The sequence below is a fragment of the Streptosporangium sp. NPDC000239 genome (assembly GCF_040300765.1).
Classification (GTDB): Bacteria; Actinomycetota; Actinomycetes; order Streptosporangiales; family Streptosporangiaceae; genus Streptosporangium.
This window is the reverse complement of record NZ_JBEPEI010000016.1, coordinates 101,679-119,535: the sequence shown is the minus strand read 5'-3', so window position 1 is coordinate 119,535 and position 17,857 is coordinate 101,679. Positions and strand designations below refer to the sequence as shown.

The following is a 17,857-nucleotide window of genomic DNA, read 5'->3' as shown; positions in this document are numbered from 1 at the left end:
TGTCCCGGTCCTGGGGCTTCGGGTTCCGGGGCGGCGGGTCCTTCCGGGTCAGTCCCGGGGGAGCGGGGCGTCCGGGGCGGCGACGGCCTCGGTGAGCAGGCGGCCGTACTCGGCGACCAGGCCCGCGATCGTGTCGTGGTCGTACAGGGCGTTCTTGTACTGGACGCTGCCCACGATCTCGCCGGTCGGGTGGAGGTTCAGGGTCCACAGCGCGCCGTCGGGCACGTCGGAGCCGACGGACTGGTCGAGCAGGCGCAGCCGTACCTCCGTGTACTCCAGGTCGCCGATCACCTCGCCGTCGAGCACGAACGGGAACGGGAAGACCTGGAAGACCCAGGGCGCCCGGTCGGCCTCCATGGCGGGCCGCATCAGTTCGGGCGCCTGCCCGAAGATCCGCAGGGTCGGGATGTCGTGCGAGTACCCCTCAAGGCAGGTCGTCCTGGTCCGTTCGACGACCTGGCGGAAGGTACGGCAGGCCGCCAGGTCGGTCCGCAGCGGCAGGAAGTTGAAGCAGGAGCCGACCATGTCCCCGAACCCGTCCCGTTCCCGGCCCCGGCCGGGGGTGAAGGTGGGCACGGTGATGTCCGTACGGCCGGTCTCCCGGTGTTCGAGCAGGTAGAAGGCGGACAGCAGCACCATGAAGAGCGTGCCGCGCACCGCCCTGGCCAGGGCCGTCGCCCGGGAGATCGTCTCGGCGCCGATCAGGAAACGATGCACCGACGTCTCCTGCCCGGCCTCGGCCGACCGGGGCCGGTCGGTGCGCACCGTGAAGATCTCCGCTCCGCGCAGGTTCTCCCGCCAGTAGGCGTGGTCGGCCTCCGCGCCCCCCTCCTGCGCGGAGGCCAGCTGCCAGCGCGCGTACTCCCGGTAGGGGCGCGTTTCGGGCAGCGCGGCGGGGACGCCCTCGCGCCGAGCCGCGTAGTACCGGGCGACGTCCCTGATGATCAGCCGCATGGACCACCCGTCGGTCGCCGTGTGGTGCGTGATGATCACCAGGATCGTGTCCTGGTCGTCGAACCGGCCCAGTACGGCCCGCAGGTGCGGCAGCGTCCCCGACTCGATCGTGGACGCCTCGACCTCGTCGAGCAGGTCGTCGACCACCGCGTCCCGCCGTTCGGGGGCGGTTCCCGACAGGTCCCTGACCTCCAGCTCGACCGGGCAGGGCGGCAGGATCTCCTGGTGGCGGGAGCCGTCCCTCCTGACGATGAGGGTGCGCAGCGCCTCGTGCCTGACGACGACGTCGGCGAGGGCGCCCCGCAGGGTCTCCTCGTCCACGCCGCCGCGTACCCGCCAGCCGTGGACGAGGTGGTAGCGCGGGCCGAACGGGCCGCAGTCGTCCCCCTGGTCGAAGACGCAGACGAACTCCTGGTTGAGGGAGAGCGGCGCAATGGTTCCGGTGACGGTGTCCGAAGTGGTCATGGCGTCCTCACCGCAGCGGGCGGGCGAAGGCCCGCACGTCCTCGACGAACAGTCCCGGCTGCTCCATGGCCGCGAAGTGCCCGCCCCGGTCGAACTCCGACCAGTGCGACAGCGTCGGCAGCACCCGTTCGGCGAACGAGCGCACCGGAAGCACCACGTCGGAGGGGAAGACCGCGACCCCGACGGGGGCCCGCAACGGCCAGGGGCCGCCCCAGGTCCGCAGGAAGTCGGCGGTCAGGTGGTTGGACTCGTAGTAGAGCTGGGCACTCGACCCGGCGGAGGCGGTCAGCCAGTAGATCGAGGCGATGGTCAGCAGGTGGTCGCGTTCGACGGCGTCCTCGGGCGACTTCGCCGAGTCGGTCCACTCCTTGTACTTCTCCACGATCCAGGCGAGCTGCCCGGCGGGGGAGTCGGTCAGCGCGTACGCCAGCGTCTGCGGCCTGGTGGACTGGATGAACCGCCAGCCCGCCCCGTCCTGCTCGAAACGCGCCGCGAAGTCGAGCCGCGCCAGGTCGGACTCGCTCAGCTCGCCCCACTCGGCCGGGTCCTGCGGCGGGAACGCGGCGAACATGTTGACGTGGACACCCAGCACGTGGTCCGGGTCGGCCAGCCCGACCTCCAGGGAGATCGGCATGCCCCAGTCGCCGCCCTGCGTGAGGTAACGGTCGTAGCCCAGGCGCCGCATCAGCTCCGCCCACGCCCGCGCGACCCTGCGGGTCGACCACCCCGGCTCGCCCGGGTGGCCGGAGAAGCCGTACCCCGGGATGGAGGGGACCACGACGTGGAAGGCGTCGGCCGGGTCGCCGCCGTGGCTCGCCGGGTCGGTCAGCGGCCCGACCACGTCGAGGAACTCGGCGTAGGAGCCGGGCCAGCCGTGCGTGATGACCAGCGGTACGGCCGTGCTCCGCGGGGAGCGGGCGTGCAGGAAGTGCACGTCGACGCCGTCGATCTCGGTGACGAACTGGGGGAAGCGGTTCAGGCGATCCTGCGCCGCCCGCCAGTCGAAACCGGTGCGCCAGTACTCGGCCAGCTCCCTGAGGTAGTCCGGGGGAACACCGCGTTCCCACCCGGCGCTCGGCGGTTCACCGGGCCAGCGGGTCCCGGCCAGTCTCCGGTTCAGGTCGTCGATGTCCGCCTGGGGGAACTCGACTCGGAAGGGACGCATCGAAGGGCCTTTCGGTCGGTGCGGAGGGGCTGGAGTCATGGTTTCCGTGCGCGGCCGGGGGCCGCCGTGACCCGCGCAGCACCCGGACGACGTGGCGGGGCAGCATGAGGGAGGTGGGCGGGTCGACGAGCCCGGCGACCCTGATGAAGGCGTTGGCGAGGGTGGGGTCGTTGACGGCGGCGTCCTGGAGCCTGGCCACGTACGCGTTGACGAACCTGACCTTCGCCGAGCGCTTCCCCCGCACCCCGGCGTAGCCCAGGTCCGACCCGGCGGCCAGTTCCCACGGGGAGTCGATCTCCCGGGAGAGGTCCCTGAAGAACGCCCTGGCGTCCGGTTCCGTCCCCCGCTCCAGGTGGCGCCGCAGGACGAGGGACCCCAGCGCGGAGACCGTCATGCCCTGGGCGTAGACCGGGTTGAACGTGCACACCGCGTCGCCCATGACGAGCAGGCCGGAGGGGAAGTCGGCCAGTCGTTCGTAGTGCCGCCGCACGCTGGCCGGATACTTGAACGTCACCGGGTCGTCGAGCGGTTCGGCGTCCTTGATCGACTCGTGGATGTCCGGGATGGGCAGGGACCTGGCGAAGTCGAGGAAGCCGTCGGGGTCGGTCGGCGGGTGGTCGCCGAGGATGCCGGTGAGCGAGAGCTCGACCAGGCCCTCGCCTCCGGAGATGGGGAAGAAGAACGCCCCGCGCGGGGTCCGCGGGGTGGCGGCCGGGATGATCGCCAGGTCGCCGCCGAACGGGTCGGCGCGCAGCCGGTAGTGCCTGGTCGTGTAGGCCAGGTCTATCTTGATGCGCTCCTCCTCGGGGCGTCCGTAGCCCAGCTCCTCAAGCCACAGCGGGGTGCGCGACCCCCGGCCCGTGGTGTCGAGCACCAGGTCGGCGTCGAGGGTCTCCGCCGGGGCACCGCCGTCGTGCCGCTGCACCCGCGCGCCGGTCACCCGGCTCCGGTCTGCCGTCGTCTCAAGGCCGAGGACGTCGTGGCCCTCGACGAAGCGCACGTTGGGGATGGCCTGGACCCGCAGGCGCACCTGGTTCTCCAGCACCGGCCTGGTCGCGGGGACGCACCCCAGCCCCGAGTGGGACGGGGCGATCCGCCGGCCGTTGAACAGCCAGCGGATGTCGCCGTTGAAGTCGCCGGGCCGTACGCCCGCCGCGACCAGGTTCCCGGTGAGGCCGGGGAAGTGCTCCTCCAGGATCTGGTGGCCCCTGGCGACCAGGCCGTGGGCGTGCCGCCCGTGCGGGACGCCCGGCCGGTAGGTGGTCACCCCGGTCAGCCGGTCACGATCGACGAGCAGCACCTCGGTGAACCGTTCGGAGAGCACCCGGGCGGCCAGCAGGCCCGCCATGCTCCCGCCGAGCACCACCGCGCGGGTTCCCGCTCCATCGGCCATCAGGGGTTCACCTCACAAGTTCGACTCCGTGGCCTGGGTGCGGCCGGGCACGCGGAAGGGACAACCGAAATGGATTTCCCAGTGGATTCCGTGCGCCCTCTCCGCCACTGCATGGTCGCACCGGGGACACGGGTGAGACATCTTCTGAATTGCTCCGGGTCATCGCTTTCCAGGTGTCGCCGACGAACATGGCAATACGGGAGATGCGTTTTCCGGGGAGCGGACGTGAAACTCCCATTGGCGCCTTCAGCCGCGATCTTTCTCTCCCCCGGACGACGTTTTCGGCCCTGGGCGGGGCCGCCTAGGAAAAGGTGGAAAAGCAGTGACGAAGAAATCCGAAGGGACCCTGGTCGACGGGCTGGAGGACAGGGAGGGGGGCCTCGCGCGACGTTCCCCGTGGCCGTGGTGGCGCAGCCCGTGGCTGTACGGGCTCGGCGCGCTCGTCGTGTTCAACCTGATCTACGCGCTGCCGCGCTACCTGAGCTTCGACCCGGTCCTGTCGCGCACCCGTATCGACCCGGGCTTCGCCCTGCACTACCCGGTGGTCGTGGCGCACGTCGTCGCGGGCAACGTGGCGCTGGTGACGGTCTTCGTCCAGTTGCTGCCGTGGGTACGGCGTCACCGTCCCGGCCTGCACCGGATCTCCGGGCGGGTCTACGTCTTCGCCGGGGCGCTGCCGGCCTCGCTGCTGTCGCTGGTGCTGCTGCCGTACTCGACCGCGCCGATGGGCAAGCTGGGGCTGGCGACGATGGCGGTGCTGTGGATCGCGACGTCGCTGGCCGGGCTGCGGGCCGCGCGGCAGCGCCGTTACGTGGACCACCGGCGCTGGATGGTCTACAGCTTCGCGCTGGCCATGGGCACCTCGTGGGGCCGGGTGATCAGCCAGTTCGCCATCCCGGGCAACGGCATCGACGTGGCGGTCTTCTTCGACATCTCCTCGTGGATGGGCTGGGTGGTCAGCCTCGTCGCGGCCTACCTGTGGCTTGAGCGGACCACCCCCAGGAGGCGTGTCCCCGCCGGACGGTAGGGCCGTCCGCGTCAGGGGTCCTCACGGGAGATCTCCCGTGAGGACCCCTTCGGCGGTTCAGAGGTAGACCGTGTTGGGCTCAAGGCCGCACAGGACCCGGCCGTACAGTTCGAGGTTGGTGTTGGGGTGCATGATGGCGTGCAGGTTGAGGGTCTGCACGTCACGCTCGATGCGCTGGATCGGGACCGAGGTGTAGACGGAGGAGCCGCCACTGGCGGTGTTGAGGATGTCCACCGCCTCCTTGGCCCGCCGGCAGACCGCCCCCAGGTCGAGCCGGACACGGGCCCGCTCCTCAAGCGTCCACGGCTCGCCGGTCGGCCCCTTGGTGTCCACCAGGCGGGCCGCGCGGAAGGCGTGGAACTCGGCCTCGTCGATCTTCGTGACGGCCTCGGCGACCTGGAGGTGGGTGAGCGGGGCGTCCTTCTGGCTGTCGTAGTTCGTGTAGCTGATCTTCCGGCCGGGCAGGCGCTCGAAGAAGGCGTCCCTGGCGGCCCTGGCCAGGCCCAGCGCCGTGGCGCCGACGGTGGTGCAGGCGGTCGGCATGAACGGCGCGCGGAAGATCGGGGAGTCGGCGTTCAGCTTCGAGGAGATCCGGCCCTGGAGCACCGGCCCCATGGCCAGCACCCGCTCCTGGGGGATGAACAGGTCATGGGCGACGGTGGTGACGCTGCCCGAGCCGCGCAGCCCCGAGGTGTGCCAGTCGTCGATGATCCGCAGGTCGGGCAGCGGGATCGCGACCATGATCGGTTCGTAGCCGCCGTCGGCGGTGGCCAGGACCGCGGCGTTGGTGTTCCAGTGGCTCTGCTGCGAGCCGGTGTTGAACGACCACTTGCCGTTGAGCACCACACCGTCCTCGACGGGTACGGCGACCGCCGTCGGGCTCAGGATGCCGCTGACCCGGACGTCGGGGGTCGAGAAGACCTCGTCCTGCACCTCGTCGGGGAACAGCCCGACCATCCAGGTGCTGATCGCCCAGACCGCGACGGTCCAGGAGTGCGAGCCGTCCCCCCTGGCCAGTTCGGCGAGCACCTCGACCACGGTGCCCATGTCGGACTCGTAGCCGCCGTACCTGGTGGGGACGCGCATCTTCAGGATGCCCGCCTCGGTCAGCGCCTCGATCGACTCCTCGGGCAGACGCCTGTTCTCCTCGGCCCACAGGGCGTTCTTCTGGAGCAGGGGCACCAGTTCGGACGCCCGGCGGACGAGCTCCTCCCTCGACGGCGCCTCGGTGATTTCCATCGGTCCTCCTCGGGAAAAATGCGGCAGGTTTCGGTGCACGTTGACCCTGACAGTCGCATTCACCGTGACGCATCTCCCTGATTGCCCACCTCCCACACCGTTCGCACGAGAGAACAAACGCCGCAACCAGGAAGATGCCTTTTCGGGGAACGGCCCGCATCATTGGCTTCGAGTTTGTTTTCCCCGCGATTCCGGCCATCCCGGGAAAACCTCTGCCACGGGGTCGCGCGCGGAATCATCCGCCAAGGGACCACCCAGAGATGAGGGAGCACGCCGGATGAGGATCGTCATCGACGCGTGGCTGCACTACTACAAGACCCCGCGTTTCCTGGACAGCACCAGGGACGCGATCAGAGGCTTCAACGAGGCGCACCCCGGATACGAGGTCAGGCTGCACGAGCACGACTACGTGCGGATGCCCCTGGAGATCGCCCGCGCGGTCGAACGGGGCGTCATCCCCACTCTTGGCCAGTACTACTCGACGTCGAGCCAGGTCGCCTTCGACATGGTGCGCAACGACGGCTCACCGCTGTACACCTCGGTCGCCGACGCCATCGGAGGCCGTACGGAGATCCTCGGGGAGCCGGTCGTCGACCACGACGTGCTCTCCCACGCCCGCCACTACTTCACCGCCCCCGACGGGCGCACCGGCCTGTCCCCGCTGTCCTCGACGACCCTGCTGTACGCCAACATGACGCTCCTTGAGGCGGCGGGCATCACCGAGGTGCCGCGGACCTGGGCGGGGATCGACGCCGCCTGCCGGGCCCTGGCCAAGCTGCCCGACCCGCCCGCGCACGCGATCACCTGGTGCAACCACGGCTGGATGTTCATGCAGGCCGTCGCCGCGCAGGGCGGCCACCTCGTCAACCGGGACAACGGCAGGGCGGGCGTCGCCGACACCGCCCACCTCGACTCCGAGGAGATGATGGCCTTCGTCGACTGGTGGCGGCGCCTGCACCGGGACGGCCACTACCACTACACCGGCACCCGGATGGACTGGGTCGGCAGCTTCGGGGTGTTCGCCGAACAGCAGGTGGCCTTCATGTTCACCTCCTCGGTCGACGCGCCCCGGCTGGTGCAGGTCGGAAAGGACCGGGGGTTCGTCGTCAGGGCGAGCCGCCTGCCGTACAACGACGACGTGCCCTACGTGGGCAACGTGCTCGGCGGGGACGGGATCTTCCTGGCCGACGGCCTCGACGAGGAGGTCAGGGACGGCGCGCTGGCCTTCCTGCAGTACCTCAACAACCCGGCCAACGCGATCGACAGGCACCGGCGCACCAACTACATGCCGATCACCTACTCCGCGGTCGAACTCCTCCAGGAGCAGGGCTGGTTCGAGGAGAACCCGCACCGGAAGGTGGCCGTCGACCAGCTCGAAGGCTCGGACGACTCGCCCGCGGCACTGGGCGCCCTGGTGGGGGAGCTGCCCAGGCTCCAGGACGTGATGACCTACGCCATGCACGACGTACTGCTGTCCGGCGCCGACCCGGTCGCCCGTTTCGCCCAGGCCAACGCCGAGGGGCAGCGGCTCATCGACGACTACAACGCGCACCGGGGACCGGGCAGGGACCCCGGCAGCTACCGCGTGCACTGACTTCTGACGACCGGAGGGAACACCGTGAGGTTCGGCTTGGGACTGCCGCAGAGCAGCGGCTTCGACCTGCGCTTCGACGTCGCGAGGATCGCGAGGGGAGCGGAGAGCGCCGGTTACTCCAGCCTCTGGGTCTACGAACGGGTGCTCTTCCCGCTCGAACCGGCCGAGGGCATGAACGGCGTGCCGGGGCTGCCGTGGATCGACCACTACCGGGAGTGCGCGGACGCGCTGACCGTCCTCACCCTCGCCGCCGCGGTGACCGACACCGTACGGCTCGGCACCGGCGTCCTGGTGGCACCGCTGTACCGTTCGCTGCACCTGGCGCGGGCGCTGGCGACGCTGGACCGGGCCAGCGGGGGGCGGGTGGTCGCCGGGTTCGGCAGCGGCTGGTCCTCCGACGAGTACCGGGGGATGGAGGCCGACTTCGCGGCGCGGGGCCGTACCCTCGACGAGACCCTCGACGCCTGCCGCGCCTTCTGGGGGCGTGATCCGGTCTCGTACCGGGACTCACGGCTCAGCGTCGAGGGCGCCCTGGTCGCCCCGAAACCGGCCGGGCGGATCCCGGTGCTGCTGGGCGGCCGTTCCGTCAGGGCCGTGGAGCGGGCCGCCCGCAAGGCCGACGGGTGGCTTCCCTCGGGGCTGCCCGCGCCCGTGGTCGCCGAGCTGTGGGACAGGATCAGGCAGCGGGCCGTGGAACACGGCAGGGACGCCGCCGCGCTGGAGCTCGTCCCCAGGGCCGCCGTCGTGCTGTCCGAGACGCCCGCTCCCGCCGGGCGCAGGCCGTTCCAGGGGTCGATCGGGCAGGTGGTCGAGGACGTGGCGGCGCTGGCGGAGGCCGGGGCGACCGAGATCCTGCTCGACCTGGTGCCCTCGGCGAAGGGCGGGGAGGAACTGCTCGACCGGGCCCTTGAGGTGTTCGAGGCGGTGACGGACGCCGGCTTCTGAGCCGTTCTCCTGACCGGGTTCCGGGGCGTTCTTCCCGGGGCCCGGTTTTTTCCGCGCCGGAGGTCAAAGAACGGTCCACGGCTCCGACCCACAGGTAGAGGGGCCCACAGGGGGCCGCACTGAGGAGGAGACATGTCCGCACAGAGCTTCGCCGGCATTCTGCTGGGTACGGCTGACGCCGAACGGCTTCGCGAGTGGTACGTCCAGGCGTTCAACCCCAGGACCGAGGGCCCCGCCCTGTTCTTCGGCGACGTCGCCCTGTTCTGCGACCAGCGTGAAGACGTCGCGGAGAAGAACTCAGAACCCGGCAGGCACATTCTCAACTTCAACGTCGAGAACGCCGTGGAGACCGCCGAGCGGCTCAACGGGCTGGGGGTGACGTGGCTGTCCGAGCTGAGCGAGAACGACCACGGGTGGATCGGCACGCTGGTCGACCCCGACGGCAACTACGTCCAGATCATGCAGCAGAAGTAACGCGGTGGACGTGGACCTCGGGCAGGGCGGGCCATGCGCGCCCGGCCCGAGGTCCCGCCGGCGGAGGCCCGGCGCGATGACGGCTCCGGCTCCGTGACGGCTCGGCTTTACGACGGCTCAGCTCTGTGACGGTACGGCGCGCCTGGGTCTGCGACGGCCTCCCCACGGCAGCCCGGAGGTCCGGTCGAGCCACCACTGGGCGATGCCGAGGTGCACGATGAAGGGCAGCCAGCCGATCAGCTCGAAGCACAGGTTCATGTTGGCGCCGGGGATGCTCGACACGTAGATCGCGATGGGCCTGCTGTAGATGTTCGTCAGCGACAGCGCGAAGCTGTAGGTCATCCAGCGGCGGTGTTCGGCCCACCGGTGCTTGCGTCCCATCCGGTAGCCGACGAGCGTGATGACCAGCCACAGGGCGGCCGTGATGTACAGGCCCGAGCTGCCGGGTTGTACGCCGCCGTCGCGGTCGTTGCGGATGCGCATCAGGACGATGGCGACGATCGAGGTGGGGACGGCGCCCGCGAAGACGAACAGCCGCCCGCTGATCCGGTGCACGGCCGGGTACCGTCTGCGGACCAACGGCCACACCTGCAGGCAGGCCGTGGCCATCGCGACGCTGGCGGTCACGATGTGGGTGACGACCAGCACGTAGTGCAGGGGGATGCTCTGGACCAGGTGCACGGTCGCGGTGCGCGGGTCCAGCCTGATGTAGGGGCCCCAGATGTAGGTCAGGAACACCCCGACCAGGATGACCAGCGGGATCATCCACGGCCTTCGCCACCACCGGGGCCTGGGCGAGATCCGCCTCGCCCGTTCGGTCAGCCTCCGGTCGAGCTCGGCCATCTCGTCCGGCGCGTCGCGGACGTCGAATGCCTTCTCCGGTGATTGCGTCACAGTCGACTCCCTCTCTGGAAGATCTCGGCGGGGGACGCGGACGGCGTTTTTCGGCCGGGGCGTGAATCCCTCCGAGGCCGTTCACGAATGCGCGCCGAAAAACGCCTCATCGGCGTTCGAACACGGCGTGGGAATGTCGCGCCTCGATGGTCCCACCGGGATCGGGACGGCGTTTCTCTGAAAATGCGGAGTTGTGTTCTCAGGAAACAGGTCGATTTCCGGGTCAGGGGCGGCGCAGGGCGGCCGCCGTGAGGGCGGCCAGGCAGACGAAGACGACGACGCCGATGGCGCCGACGGTGTTGAGCCCGGCGGTGAAGGCCTCCCGTGAGACGGCCAGCAGCCGGGCCGCGGGTTCCGCGGGCAGCCCCGAGGCCACCGAGACGGCCCCGGCGAGGGTCTCCCCGGCCTGTCCCGCCTGGTCACCGAGCCCGGCGGGCAGTGCGCCCGCGATGTGCGAGCGGTAGACGGCGGCGCCGACCGTGCCCATGAGGGCCATGCCGAGCGTCCCGCCGAAGTGCAGGCTGGTCTCGGAGATCGAGGCGGCCGAACCCGCCCGCCCTGGCGGCACGGAGCCGACGACCAGGCCCGTCCCCAGCGAGACCAGCGGGCCGTCGCCGAGCGCGATGACCGCGATGCCGAGTACGGCCAGGGCCAGCCCGCCGGGGCCACCGGAGCCGCCGGTCAGGGCGACGAGCGCGAACCCGGCGGCGGACAGCGCCAGGCCGCCCGCGATGGCCGTGCCCGGCCGCATCCTGCGGACCAGGGCGGGTGAGAGCACGGCTCCCGCGGCCAGCGCCAGGCCCATGGGCGCGTACCACAGGGCCGCCGTCGCCGGGGACAGGCCGAGCACCGACTGGAGGTACTGGCTGACCAGCAGCCCCGTCCCGGCGATCATCGCGCCGCCGAGCAGCATCGTCACCAGGACGACGCCGAAGGAGCGTTCGGCGAACAGCCGCAGGTCGAGCAGGGGACGCTCAAGGCTGAGCTGGCGCCGTACGAAGACGAACCCGAGGAGCAGGCCGGTGGCGAGCGCGGCGAGGGGTACGGCGGGCGCGGTGCCGTCGCCGACGGCCAGTTCCTTGACCCCGTAGACCAGGGGCAGCACGGTCGCCAGCGACAGGGCGACGCTGACGAGGTCGAGGCGCCCGGCGTCCGGGTTGCGGTACTCGGGCAGCAGGAGCGGCGCCAGCACCAGCAGCAGCGCCATGACGGGGACGCCGAGCAGGAAGACCGAACCCCACCAGAAGTGTTCGAGCAGGACGCCGCCGATGACGGGGCCGAGCGCGGCGCCGCCGAACTGGCAGGCGGCCCACAGCGAGATGGCCAGGCCACGCTGCCCGGCGTCGGCGAACATGTTGCTGATCAGGGCCAGGGTCGAGGGCATGAGGGTCGCGCCCGCGACGCCGAGCAGGGCGCGGGCGACGATGAGCATGCCGGGGCTGCCGGAGTAGGCGGCCAGTACGGAGGCCAGGCCGAAGGCGGCACCGCCGATGAGCAGCAGTCTCCTGCGGCCGACGCGGTCGCCGAGGGTGCCCATGGTGATGAGGAACCCGGCCAGGAGGAAGCCGTACACGTCGGCGATCCACAGCTGTTCGACACTGCTGGTCCCCAGGTCGGCGCTGAGGTGGGGCACCGCGAGGAACAGGACACCGATGTCCAGCGCGACCAGCAGGGTGGGCAGGGCCAGCACCGCGAGCCCGGTCCACTCCCTGCGTCCGGCCCTGGGCGGCGCCTCCTTCGTCGTCTCGTCATGCATGGGGGCTTGTCACTCCTCGTCCGGTCGGATGGCGGTTGGTGAGGACGGTGCCGAAGGCACCCCTCATGGACAGATCGGAGCCGGTTCGAGGATCTCGACGCCCTCCTTCGAGAGATTTGCCGGGTTCCGCGGCTGGATGACAAGAACGGGACGTCCGCTCCGACATGTCTACGGAACCGGCGCGAACGCTAGGAGCGAAGACGTGAAGTACCTGCTGGCGATCTACGAGAACCCCGGCGTCTGGAACGACCTGCCGGAACGGGTCCGTGCCGACGTGCACGAGGGCCGTCACCGGTTCGTCGAGGAGATCGGCGCCAGCGGGGAACTCCTCGGCAGGATCACGCTCGGGGACCTCTCGCACGGCGCCGTCGTCCAGGTCCGTGACGGACTGACCTGGGTCACCGGCGGCCTGCACGCCGAACGCGCCGACCACCTCGTCGGCTGCTACGTCGTGGAGTGCGAGAGCAGGGAACGCGCGCACGCCATCGCCGCGATGATCCCGGACACCGGGATCGAGGGACTGGGCATAGAGGTCCGGCCGATCGCCCTCTCGGTGGGCGCGGGTGTCTGAGAAACGCCTTTCCGCACCGCGCCAGAGCATCGGGAAAGGCGTGTTTCCGCTTCGGCGGGAGGTCTTTTCACGGGGGTCGGAAATCTTGGACGCGAGGCCGGGAGAACCCGGTCCCGTGGCCGGGAAAGGAATCGCGAACATCGAGGAAGGGCCCGTTTCCCGGGTCCTCGACCGGAGGTGGAACCGTGAACGTCCCTGAACTGCTGCCGGGAAAGGTGGTCCTGGTCGCCGGAGTCGGCCCCGGCCTCGGGCGGGAGCTGGCCGTACGGTGCGCCCGCGCGGGAGCGGACCTGGTGCTGGCCGCGCGCACCGCGTCCCGCCTTGAGGTGGTGGCCGACGAGGTCAAGCAACTCGGCCGCCGGGCGCTGGTCGTACCGGCCGACCTGACCGACGAGGCGGAGACCGAGAGCCTGGTGCTGGCGGCGCTTGAGACCTACGGGCGGGTGGACACGCTCATCCACAACGCCTTCGCCGCGCCGCGGCACCTGACGATGGTCGAGGTCGGCCTCGACGAGGTCCGCGAGGGGTTCGAGATCAACGTCTACGCGGCGTTGCGGCTGGTCAGGCTGCTCGCGCCGACGCTGGTCGAGAACCGGGGCTCCGTCGTGATGGTCAACTCCTCGGTCCTGCGGCACTCCATCGAGCGCTGCGGCTCCTACAAGATGGCCAAGGCCGGGCTGCTCGCGCTCGCCCAGATGCTCTCCACCGAACTCGGCCCGCAGGGGGTGCGCGTCAACAGCGTCGCCCCGGGGCCGATCCTGATCGACACGGTGAAGGCGTTCGTCGAGGAGATCGCCACCGCCCGCGGTGTCCCCCCGACGACGGTCTACGACGAGATGACGAGCTCGATCGACCGCCGCAGGCTCCAGGAGCCCGAGGAGGTGGCCGACGCGGTGATCTTCCTGGCCTCCGACATGGCCCGTGCGATCACCGGGCACTGCCTCGACGTCAACGGTGGCGAGTACCACAGCTGACCCTCCCGAACTCGTCGGCGCCGGGATGTCAAAACCCCGCTCCCGGCTCCGACCTCTCCATGGAAGACATCGAAAGCCCAATCGGAGGAGCGATTCATATGTCGAAGTTCATGCTGATCATGCACACCAGCCCCGCGGTCATGGAGAAGCTGTCCGAGGCCGAACTCAACGAGATCATGAGCGGTCACGGCACCTTCCAGGAGACGATCAAGGAGACCGGGGAGTTCGTCTCGACGCACGCGCTCGGTGACACGTCCAACAGCGCGGTGGTCAGCGTCGCCGACGGCACCACCGTCGTCAAGGAAGGCCCGGCCGTGGTGAGTGAGCTGGGCATCGGCGGTTACTACATCGTCGAGTGCGAGAGCAAGGACCGCGCCTACGAGGTCGCCGCGCTGATCCCGGACGCGAAGATCGACGGCCTGGCCGTCGAGGTCCGCCCGATCCTGTTCTCCGCAGGCGCCAACCTCTGAGCACCTGTCCGTGACCCGTTCCCACCCGGCTCGGGGCGGGTGGGAACGGGCTCACCTTCTGTCGGTGAAGCCGGTGCGGTAGGCCCATACGACCGCCTGGGTGCGGTCGCGCACGCGTAGTTTGTGCAGGATGTGTTTGATGTGGGTCTTCACGGTCTCCAGGGAGACGTGCATCGACCGGGCGATCTCGATGTTCGACAGGCCCTCGGCGAGGGCGCGCAGTACGTCGGCCTCGCGTTCGGTCAGCTGAGCCGCGAGGGCGGCGTCCCGGCCGCCGGTGCCGCGCCGGGCGGCGAGCGTCTCAAGCAGCCTGCGGGTCACCGAGGGCGCGACGAGCGCGTCCCCGCCCGCGACCGTGCGGATGCCCTCGACCACCTGCTCCGGGGTCGCCCGTTTGAGCAGGAAGCCGTCGGCCCCCGCCGCGATGGCGTCGTCCACGATCTCGTCGAGGTCGAAGGTGGTGAGCACCAGCACCCGGGGCCTCGGCCGGGGCCAGGAGGTGATCTCCCGGGTGGCGCGGACACCGTCGTGGCCGGGCATCCGCACGTCCATCAGCACGACGTCCGGCCTGCTCGCCCTGACCCCGTGTACGGCCTGCGTCCCGTTGGCCGCCTCTCCCACGACGACGATGTCCTTCTCGGCGCCGAGCAGGGCTCGCAGACCACCCCTGACCAGCGCGTCGTCGTCGGCGAGGAACACCTTGATCATGGCCGCGCCACCGGCAGGACCACCCGGACGCCGAAGCCGCCCGCGACGGGGCCCGCCTCCAGGTCGCCGCCCTCAAGCCGGGCCCGTTCCCGCATGCCGACCAGGCCGCGTCCCGGCACCGGCTCGGGGAAGCCGTCCCCCTCGTTGGTCACCTCAAGCAGCACCCGGTCCCCGGTCTGCGTCAGGTCGATCCGGATACGCCCACGGGAGGTGTGCCGCAGCGCGTTGGTCACCGCCTCCTGGGTGATCCGGTAGACCGCCCGCGCCCCGCTGGCCGGGAGCTCGACCTCGCCGGTGTTGAGTTCGACCTCCCGCCCGGCGGCGCGCACCCGCCCGGCGAGGTCGGCGAGGTCGGCCGTCGTGGGGTCGACGTTCGTGTGCCCCGAGCCGTCGGCGGCCGGGTCGAGGACGCGTAACAGACGGTCGAGTTCGTCGAGCGCGCCCCGGCCGAGGGTCTCGATGTGCCCGAGCGCCTCGTGGCCGAAGTCCGGGTTCTCCGCGAAGACCCGCCTGCCGACCCCGGCCTGCATGACCATCACGTTGACGGCGTGGCCGAGGGCGTCGTGCAGTTCCCCGGCCAGCCGGGCGCGTTCCTGGAGCAGGACCCGTTCGGCGAGCGCCACCCGCTCCCGCGCCTCGCTCACGGCCCGCGCCTCGGCCGCCGCGGCGTACGCGCGGCGGCTCAGCGCGGCGTCACCCCCGATGGTCGAGATCAGGAAGCACATGGTGATCCCCGACAGTTCGAGCGGGCTCACCTGGCCACGGTCGAACACCACGTACCCGAGGACCGCCAGCCCGCCGGACAGGGCGGCCACCAGCCTGTGCGGCCAGTCGCGGTACAGGGAGAAGCAGGTGAACAGCGCGATCCAGGCGGGCCACTGCACGACGGTCACCGCGTATCCCGCCGCCTCGTTGACGATCAGCAGCGCCGAGACGACGGCGACCACCGGCAGCGGGAAGACCTGGCGCCACAGCAGGGCCAGCGAGGCGGCCGTGATCAGGGCGAGCCCGGGAAGGTCGGCCTCCCGGTAGGGCGGCCCCGCGGCGGCCAGCAGGCTCGCGACGGCGGACCCGGCGGCCAGTGCTCCCGCCAGCCAGCGGTCGGCCCCGGCGGGCCGGGTACGGCGGAAGCCGCCGGTCAAACGCATGGCCCCATCTTTCCCCGAACACGGGCAAACGGGTCAACCGGTCTCCCTCTGATGAGGGAGACGCACTTCCCTCGGCAGGGGGGCGACCGCCGTACCGGGGCGAACCTACGTTGTGGACGGCCGTTACGGACGGTCGATCGACGATGGGGGCGTTCATGAGAAGAACAGTCGGACTGTGGTGGGTCGTCCTCACCGCGGTGGGAATCGCGGTGTACGCGCCGCTGCCGTACCTGACGGACACGCTGCGGCACCTCGCGCGGAGCGACGTCGGGATCGCGGCCACCTACGTCGATCAGCCGGGCTGGGCGCAGGCGGCCCTGTACGTGCACATCTGCTTCGGCGGCCTGGCGCTGCTGGTCTCACCCACCCAGTTCGTCGTACGGCTGCGCACCCGCTTTCCCGGGTTCCACCGGCTCTGCGGGCGGGTCGTGATCGTCGCCATGATCGTGGCCGGGGTGGCGGGACTGGTGATGGCTCCGGCCAACATGGCCGGTCCGGTGGGAACGGCGGGCTTCGGGACGCTGGCCGTACTGTGGACGACCTTCGCCGTGGCTGCCTACCGGGCGATCAGGCGCGGTGACGTCGCCGCGCACCGCCGCTGGGCGACACGGGCGTTCGCGCTGACGTACGCCGCGGTGATGCTCAGGGCGTGGCCGCTTGTCCTTGTTCCGCTCCAGACCGCGTTCGGCGTGGACGAGGTCACCGCCTTCGACCGCTCCTATCTGGTCGACTCCTTCCTGAGCTGGGTGCCGAACCTGCTGTTCGCCGAGGCCCTGCTGCGGCGGAACCGCGGACGCCGGGCCGTTCCTCAGGGGGCCGGTTCCTCGCGGGCCAGCCTGCGGATGACGGCCTCGGCCAGTTCGGCGGCGGAGACCACGCTGTCCAGGTCGACGTTGTCGGGGACGTCGGAGTCGAGGTGGTAGTGGGTGATGAGCTTGTCGTGGTCGAGCGAGACGATCGTGGCGACGGGGTACCCGTGCCGCCGGGGGACCTCGCTGTCGGTGCTGTTGCGCGAACGCAGTCCCCGCAGGAGCGGCACCCCGATGTCGCGCGCGCACTCCGCGACGAACCGGCGGAACGGCTCGGGGTAGTCGCGCATCAGCACGGGCCCCTCACCTTCGAGCAGGGCGAGCCTTCCCGAGCCGACGCTTTCGAGGTTGACGAAGCAGGTGCCGGGGCCGAGGTCGGGGAAGTGCCTGCGGGCGAACCCGCGGATGCCCTCCTGCAGGGCCTCCTCGGCACCGGCGGACAGCAGGACGACCCGCAGCCCGGAGACCGGCTCCCGCTGGAGCGCCCGCGCGACGCAGACCAGCGCGGCCACCCCGGAGAGGTTGTCGTTGGCCCCCGGTACGGCGGGCCTGCGGCCGATGTCGGCAAGGAACGCCAGGTTGGCCGCCGTGATCGCCGTTCCCAGGCCGCCGAGCCTGCGGTCGCCGCTCGCGGCGCCAACGGCGACCAGGGCCGGTCCCAGGATGACCGGCCACCAGGTCGGCGGGTTCTCCTTGGCGGCGGCGATGACGGCGGGGAAGTGGCGGGCGACCCAGCGGAGCACCCGCTGGTCGAAGATCACTCCCGACGGGGCGGCGTCGTGGTGGGCGAGGACGACCACCGTCCGGTTCGCCGTCGGGTCGCCGCCGTACGCCACGACGTTGTGGGCGCGCCGGTGGGGGAGCGCCACCCGGCGGAACCAGCGGGCGCCTCCCGCGACGTCGTCGGCGATGGCCGCCGACGCCGCCGCCGCGACCACCGCGGCGCCCCAGCGGGCCGCAGCCCTCCGCGCGCCGCCGTACGAGCCGCCGCCGTGCGGGGAGGGCCGCGTGCCGTACCGGGAGAGGAGCCCCGCGGCGAGTCCGGCGGCGCTGAGCAGGCCGATCGGCAGCGCGTAGGAGCTCGTCGCGCGCACCGGCTCGACACCGGCCCGGTAACCGAGGCCGCGTAGCCGTTCCGCGAGCGCGGCGGCCACCCGCTTCTCCCCGGGCGAGGTGGGAAGCCGGGCGATTCCGGCGTAGGCGCGGATCACCTCGTCGCAGGTCCGCCGTCGCCATCCGTCCGGTAACCGGTCAGCCGTCATGGCCCGTCT

Annotated in this window: 17 protein-coding genes; 8 read left to right on the top strand and 9 right to left on the bottom strand. The window is 71.1% G+C overall.

Annotated elements, in window-relative coordinates; translation table 11 throughout:
- Window positions 1-48: 48 nt before the first annotated feature.
- The 3 genes from ABT340_RS31255 to ABT340_RS31245 are packed head-to-tail and all read right to left on the bottom strand — an operon-like array spanning window position 49 to window position 3,977.
- Window positions 49-1,419 carry a condensation domain-containing protein gene (locus ABT340_RS31255; RefSeq protein WP_352014453.1) on the bottom strand — a complete coding sequence of 457 codons (1,371 nt, stop codon included), beginning with the start codon at window positions 1,417-1,419 and terminating at the stop codon, window positions 49-51.
- A gap of 7 nt (window positions 1,420-1,426) precedes the next feature.
- On the bottom strand, window positions 1,427-2,584 hold the full coding sequence (locus tag ABT340_RS31250) for an epoxide hydrolase family protein (RefSeq protein WP_352014452.1): 1,158 nt from the start codon (window positions 2,582-2,584) through the stop codon (window positions 1,427-1,429).
- Complete coding sequence (locus tag ABT340_RS31245; protein ID WP_352014451.1) at window positions 2,502-3,977, bottom strand: FAD-dependent oxidoreductase; 1,476 nt, start codon at window positions 3,975-3,977, stop codon at window positions 2,502-2,504. Before ABT340_RS31245 ends, ABT340_RS31250 begins: the two co-directional genes overlap by 83 nt.
- Window positions 3,978-4,299: 322 nt before the next feature.
- Here ABT340_RS31245 and ABT340_RS31240 point away from each other — a divergent pair, with 322 nt between their 5' ends.
- Entirely contained in the window at window positions 4,300-5,004 is a 705-nt protein-coding gene (locus tag ABT340_RS31240) for a DUF2306 domain-containing protein (protein ID WP_352014450.1), read from the top strand.
- A gap of 57 nt (window positions 5,005-5,061) precedes the next feature.
- Here ABT340_RS31240 and ABT340_RS31235 read toward each other — a convergent pair whose 3' ends face one another.
- Window positions 5,062-6,243: an acyl-CoA dehydrogenase family protein gene (locus ABT340_RS31235; protein WP_352014449.1), complete on the bottom strand. Its 1,182-nt coding sequence runs from the start codon at window positions 6,241-6,243 to the stop codon at window positions 5,062-5,064.
- A gap of 277 nt (window positions 6,244-6,520) precedes the next feature.
- Here ABT340_RS31235 and ABT340_RS31230 point away from each other — a divergent pair, with 277 nt between their 5' ends.
- The 3 genes from ABT340_RS31230 to ABT340_RS31220 all read left to right on the top strand — a co-directional run bounded on the left by ABT340_RS31230 (window position 6,521) and on the right by ABT340_RS31220 (window position 9,256).
- Window positions 6,521-7,837 (top strand): extracellular solute-binding protein, encoded by a 1,317-nt coding sequence (locus tag ABT340_RS31230; protein WP_352014448.1) that lies wholly within the window; start codon window positions 6,521-6,523, stop codon window positions 7,835-7,837.
- Window positions 7,838-7,861: 24 nt separating this feature from the next.
- Window positions 7,862-8,782: a TIGR03619 family F420-dependent LLM class oxidoreductase gene (locus ABT340_RS31225; protein WP_352014447.1), complete on the top strand. Its 921-nt coding sequence runs from the start codon at window positions 7,862-7,864 to the stop codon at window positions 8,780-8,782.
- A gap of 132 nt (window positions 8,783-8,914) precedes the next feature.
- Window positions 8,915-9,256, top strand: coding sequence for a VOC family protein (locus ABT340_RS31220; RefSeq protein ID WP_352014446.1), 342 nt, complete (start codon window positions 8,915-8,917; stop codon window positions 9,254-9,256).
- A gap of 117 nt (window positions 9,257-9,373) precedes the next feature.
- On the opposite strand, the gene ABT340_RS31215 is transcribed toward ABT340_RS31220, so the two are convergent.
- Together ABT340_RS31215 and ABT340_RS31210 are read right to left on the bottom strand one after the other, a co-directional pair.
- Window positions 9,374-10,150 (bottom strand): DUF2306 domain-containing protein, encoded by a 777-nt coding sequence (locus ABT340_RS31215; protein ID WP_352014445.1) that lies wholly within the window; start codon window positions 10,148-10,150, stop codon window positions 9,374-9,376.
- 223 nt (window positions 10,151-10,373) lie between these two features.
- Entirely contained in the window at window positions 10,374-11,906 is a 1,533-nt protein-coding gene (locus ABT340_RS31210; protein WP_352014444.1) for an MFS transporter, read from the bottom strand.
- Between the two features lie 202 nt (window positions 11,907-12,108).
- On the opposite strand from ABT340_RS31210, the gene ABT340_RS31205 reads away from it, so the two are divergent.
- The 3 genes from ABT340_RS31205 (at window position 12,109) to ABT340_RS31195 (ending at window position 13,921) form a co-directional block, all read left to right on the top strand.
- Window positions 12,109-12,477 carry a YciI family protein gene (locus ABT340_RS31205; protein WP_352014443.1) on the top strand — a complete coding sequence of 123 codons (369 nt, stop codon included), beginning with the start codon at window positions 12,109-12,111 and terminating at the stop codon, window positions 12,475-12,477.
- Between the two features lie 185 nt (window positions 12,478-12,662).
- Window positions 12,663-13,451, top strand: a complete 789-nt coding sequence (locus ABT340_RS31200) for an SDR family oxidoreductase (RefSeq protein WP_352014442.1) — start codon at window positions 12,663-12,665, stop codon at window positions 13,449-13,451.
- A gap of 98 nt (window positions 13,452-13,549) precedes the next feature.
- Complete coding sequence (locus tag ABT340_RS31195; RefSeq protein ID WP_352014441.1) at window positions 13,550-13,921, top strand: YciI family protein; 372 nt, start codon at window positions 13,550-13,552, stop codon at window positions 13,919-13,921.
- A gap of 51 nt (window positions 13,922-13,972) precedes the next feature.
- Here ABT340_RS31195 and ABT340_RS31190 read toward each other — a convergent pair whose 3' ends face one another.
- Together ABT340_RS31190 and ABT340_RS31185 are read right to left on the bottom strand one after the other, a co-directional pair.
- Window positions 13,973-14,629 carry a response regulator gene (locus tag ABT340_RS31190; RefSeq protein WP_352014440.1) on the bottom strand — a complete coding sequence of 219 codons (657 nt, stop codon included), beginning with the start codon at window positions 14,627-14,629 and terminating at the stop codon, window positions 13,973-13,975.
- Complete coding sequence (locus ABT340_RS31185; RefSeq protein ID WP_352014439.1) at window positions 14,626-15,777, bottom strand: sensor histidine kinase; 1,152 nt, start codon at window positions 15,775-15,777, stop codon at window positions 14,626-14,628. The genes ABT340_RS31190 and ABT340_RS31185 overlap by 4 nt, the downstream gene beginning before the upstream one ends.
- A gap of 155 nt (window positions 15,778-15,932) precedes the next feature.
- Between ABT340_RS31185 and ABT340_RS31180 the strand changes: the two genes are divergently transcribed.
- On the top strand, window positions 15,933-16,700 hold the full coding sequence (locus ABT340_RS31180; RefSeq protein WP_352014438.1) for a DUF2306 domain-containing protein: 768 nt from the start codon (window positions 15,933-15,935) through the stop codon (window positions 16,698-16,700).
- Here ABT340_RS31180 and ABT340_RS31175 read toward each other — a convergent pair.
- The gene (locus ABT340_RS31175) at window positions 16,586-17,848 is read right to left on the bottom strand and encodes a M28 family peptidase (RefSeq protein WP_352014437.1); all 1,263 of its coding nucleotides are present in this window, start codon (window positions 17,846-17,848) and stop codon (window positions 16,586-16,588) included. The two genes, ABT340_RS31180 and ABT340_RS31175, sit on opposite strands and share 115 nt — an antisense overlap.
- Window positions 17,849-17,857 lie beyond the last annotated feature (9 nt).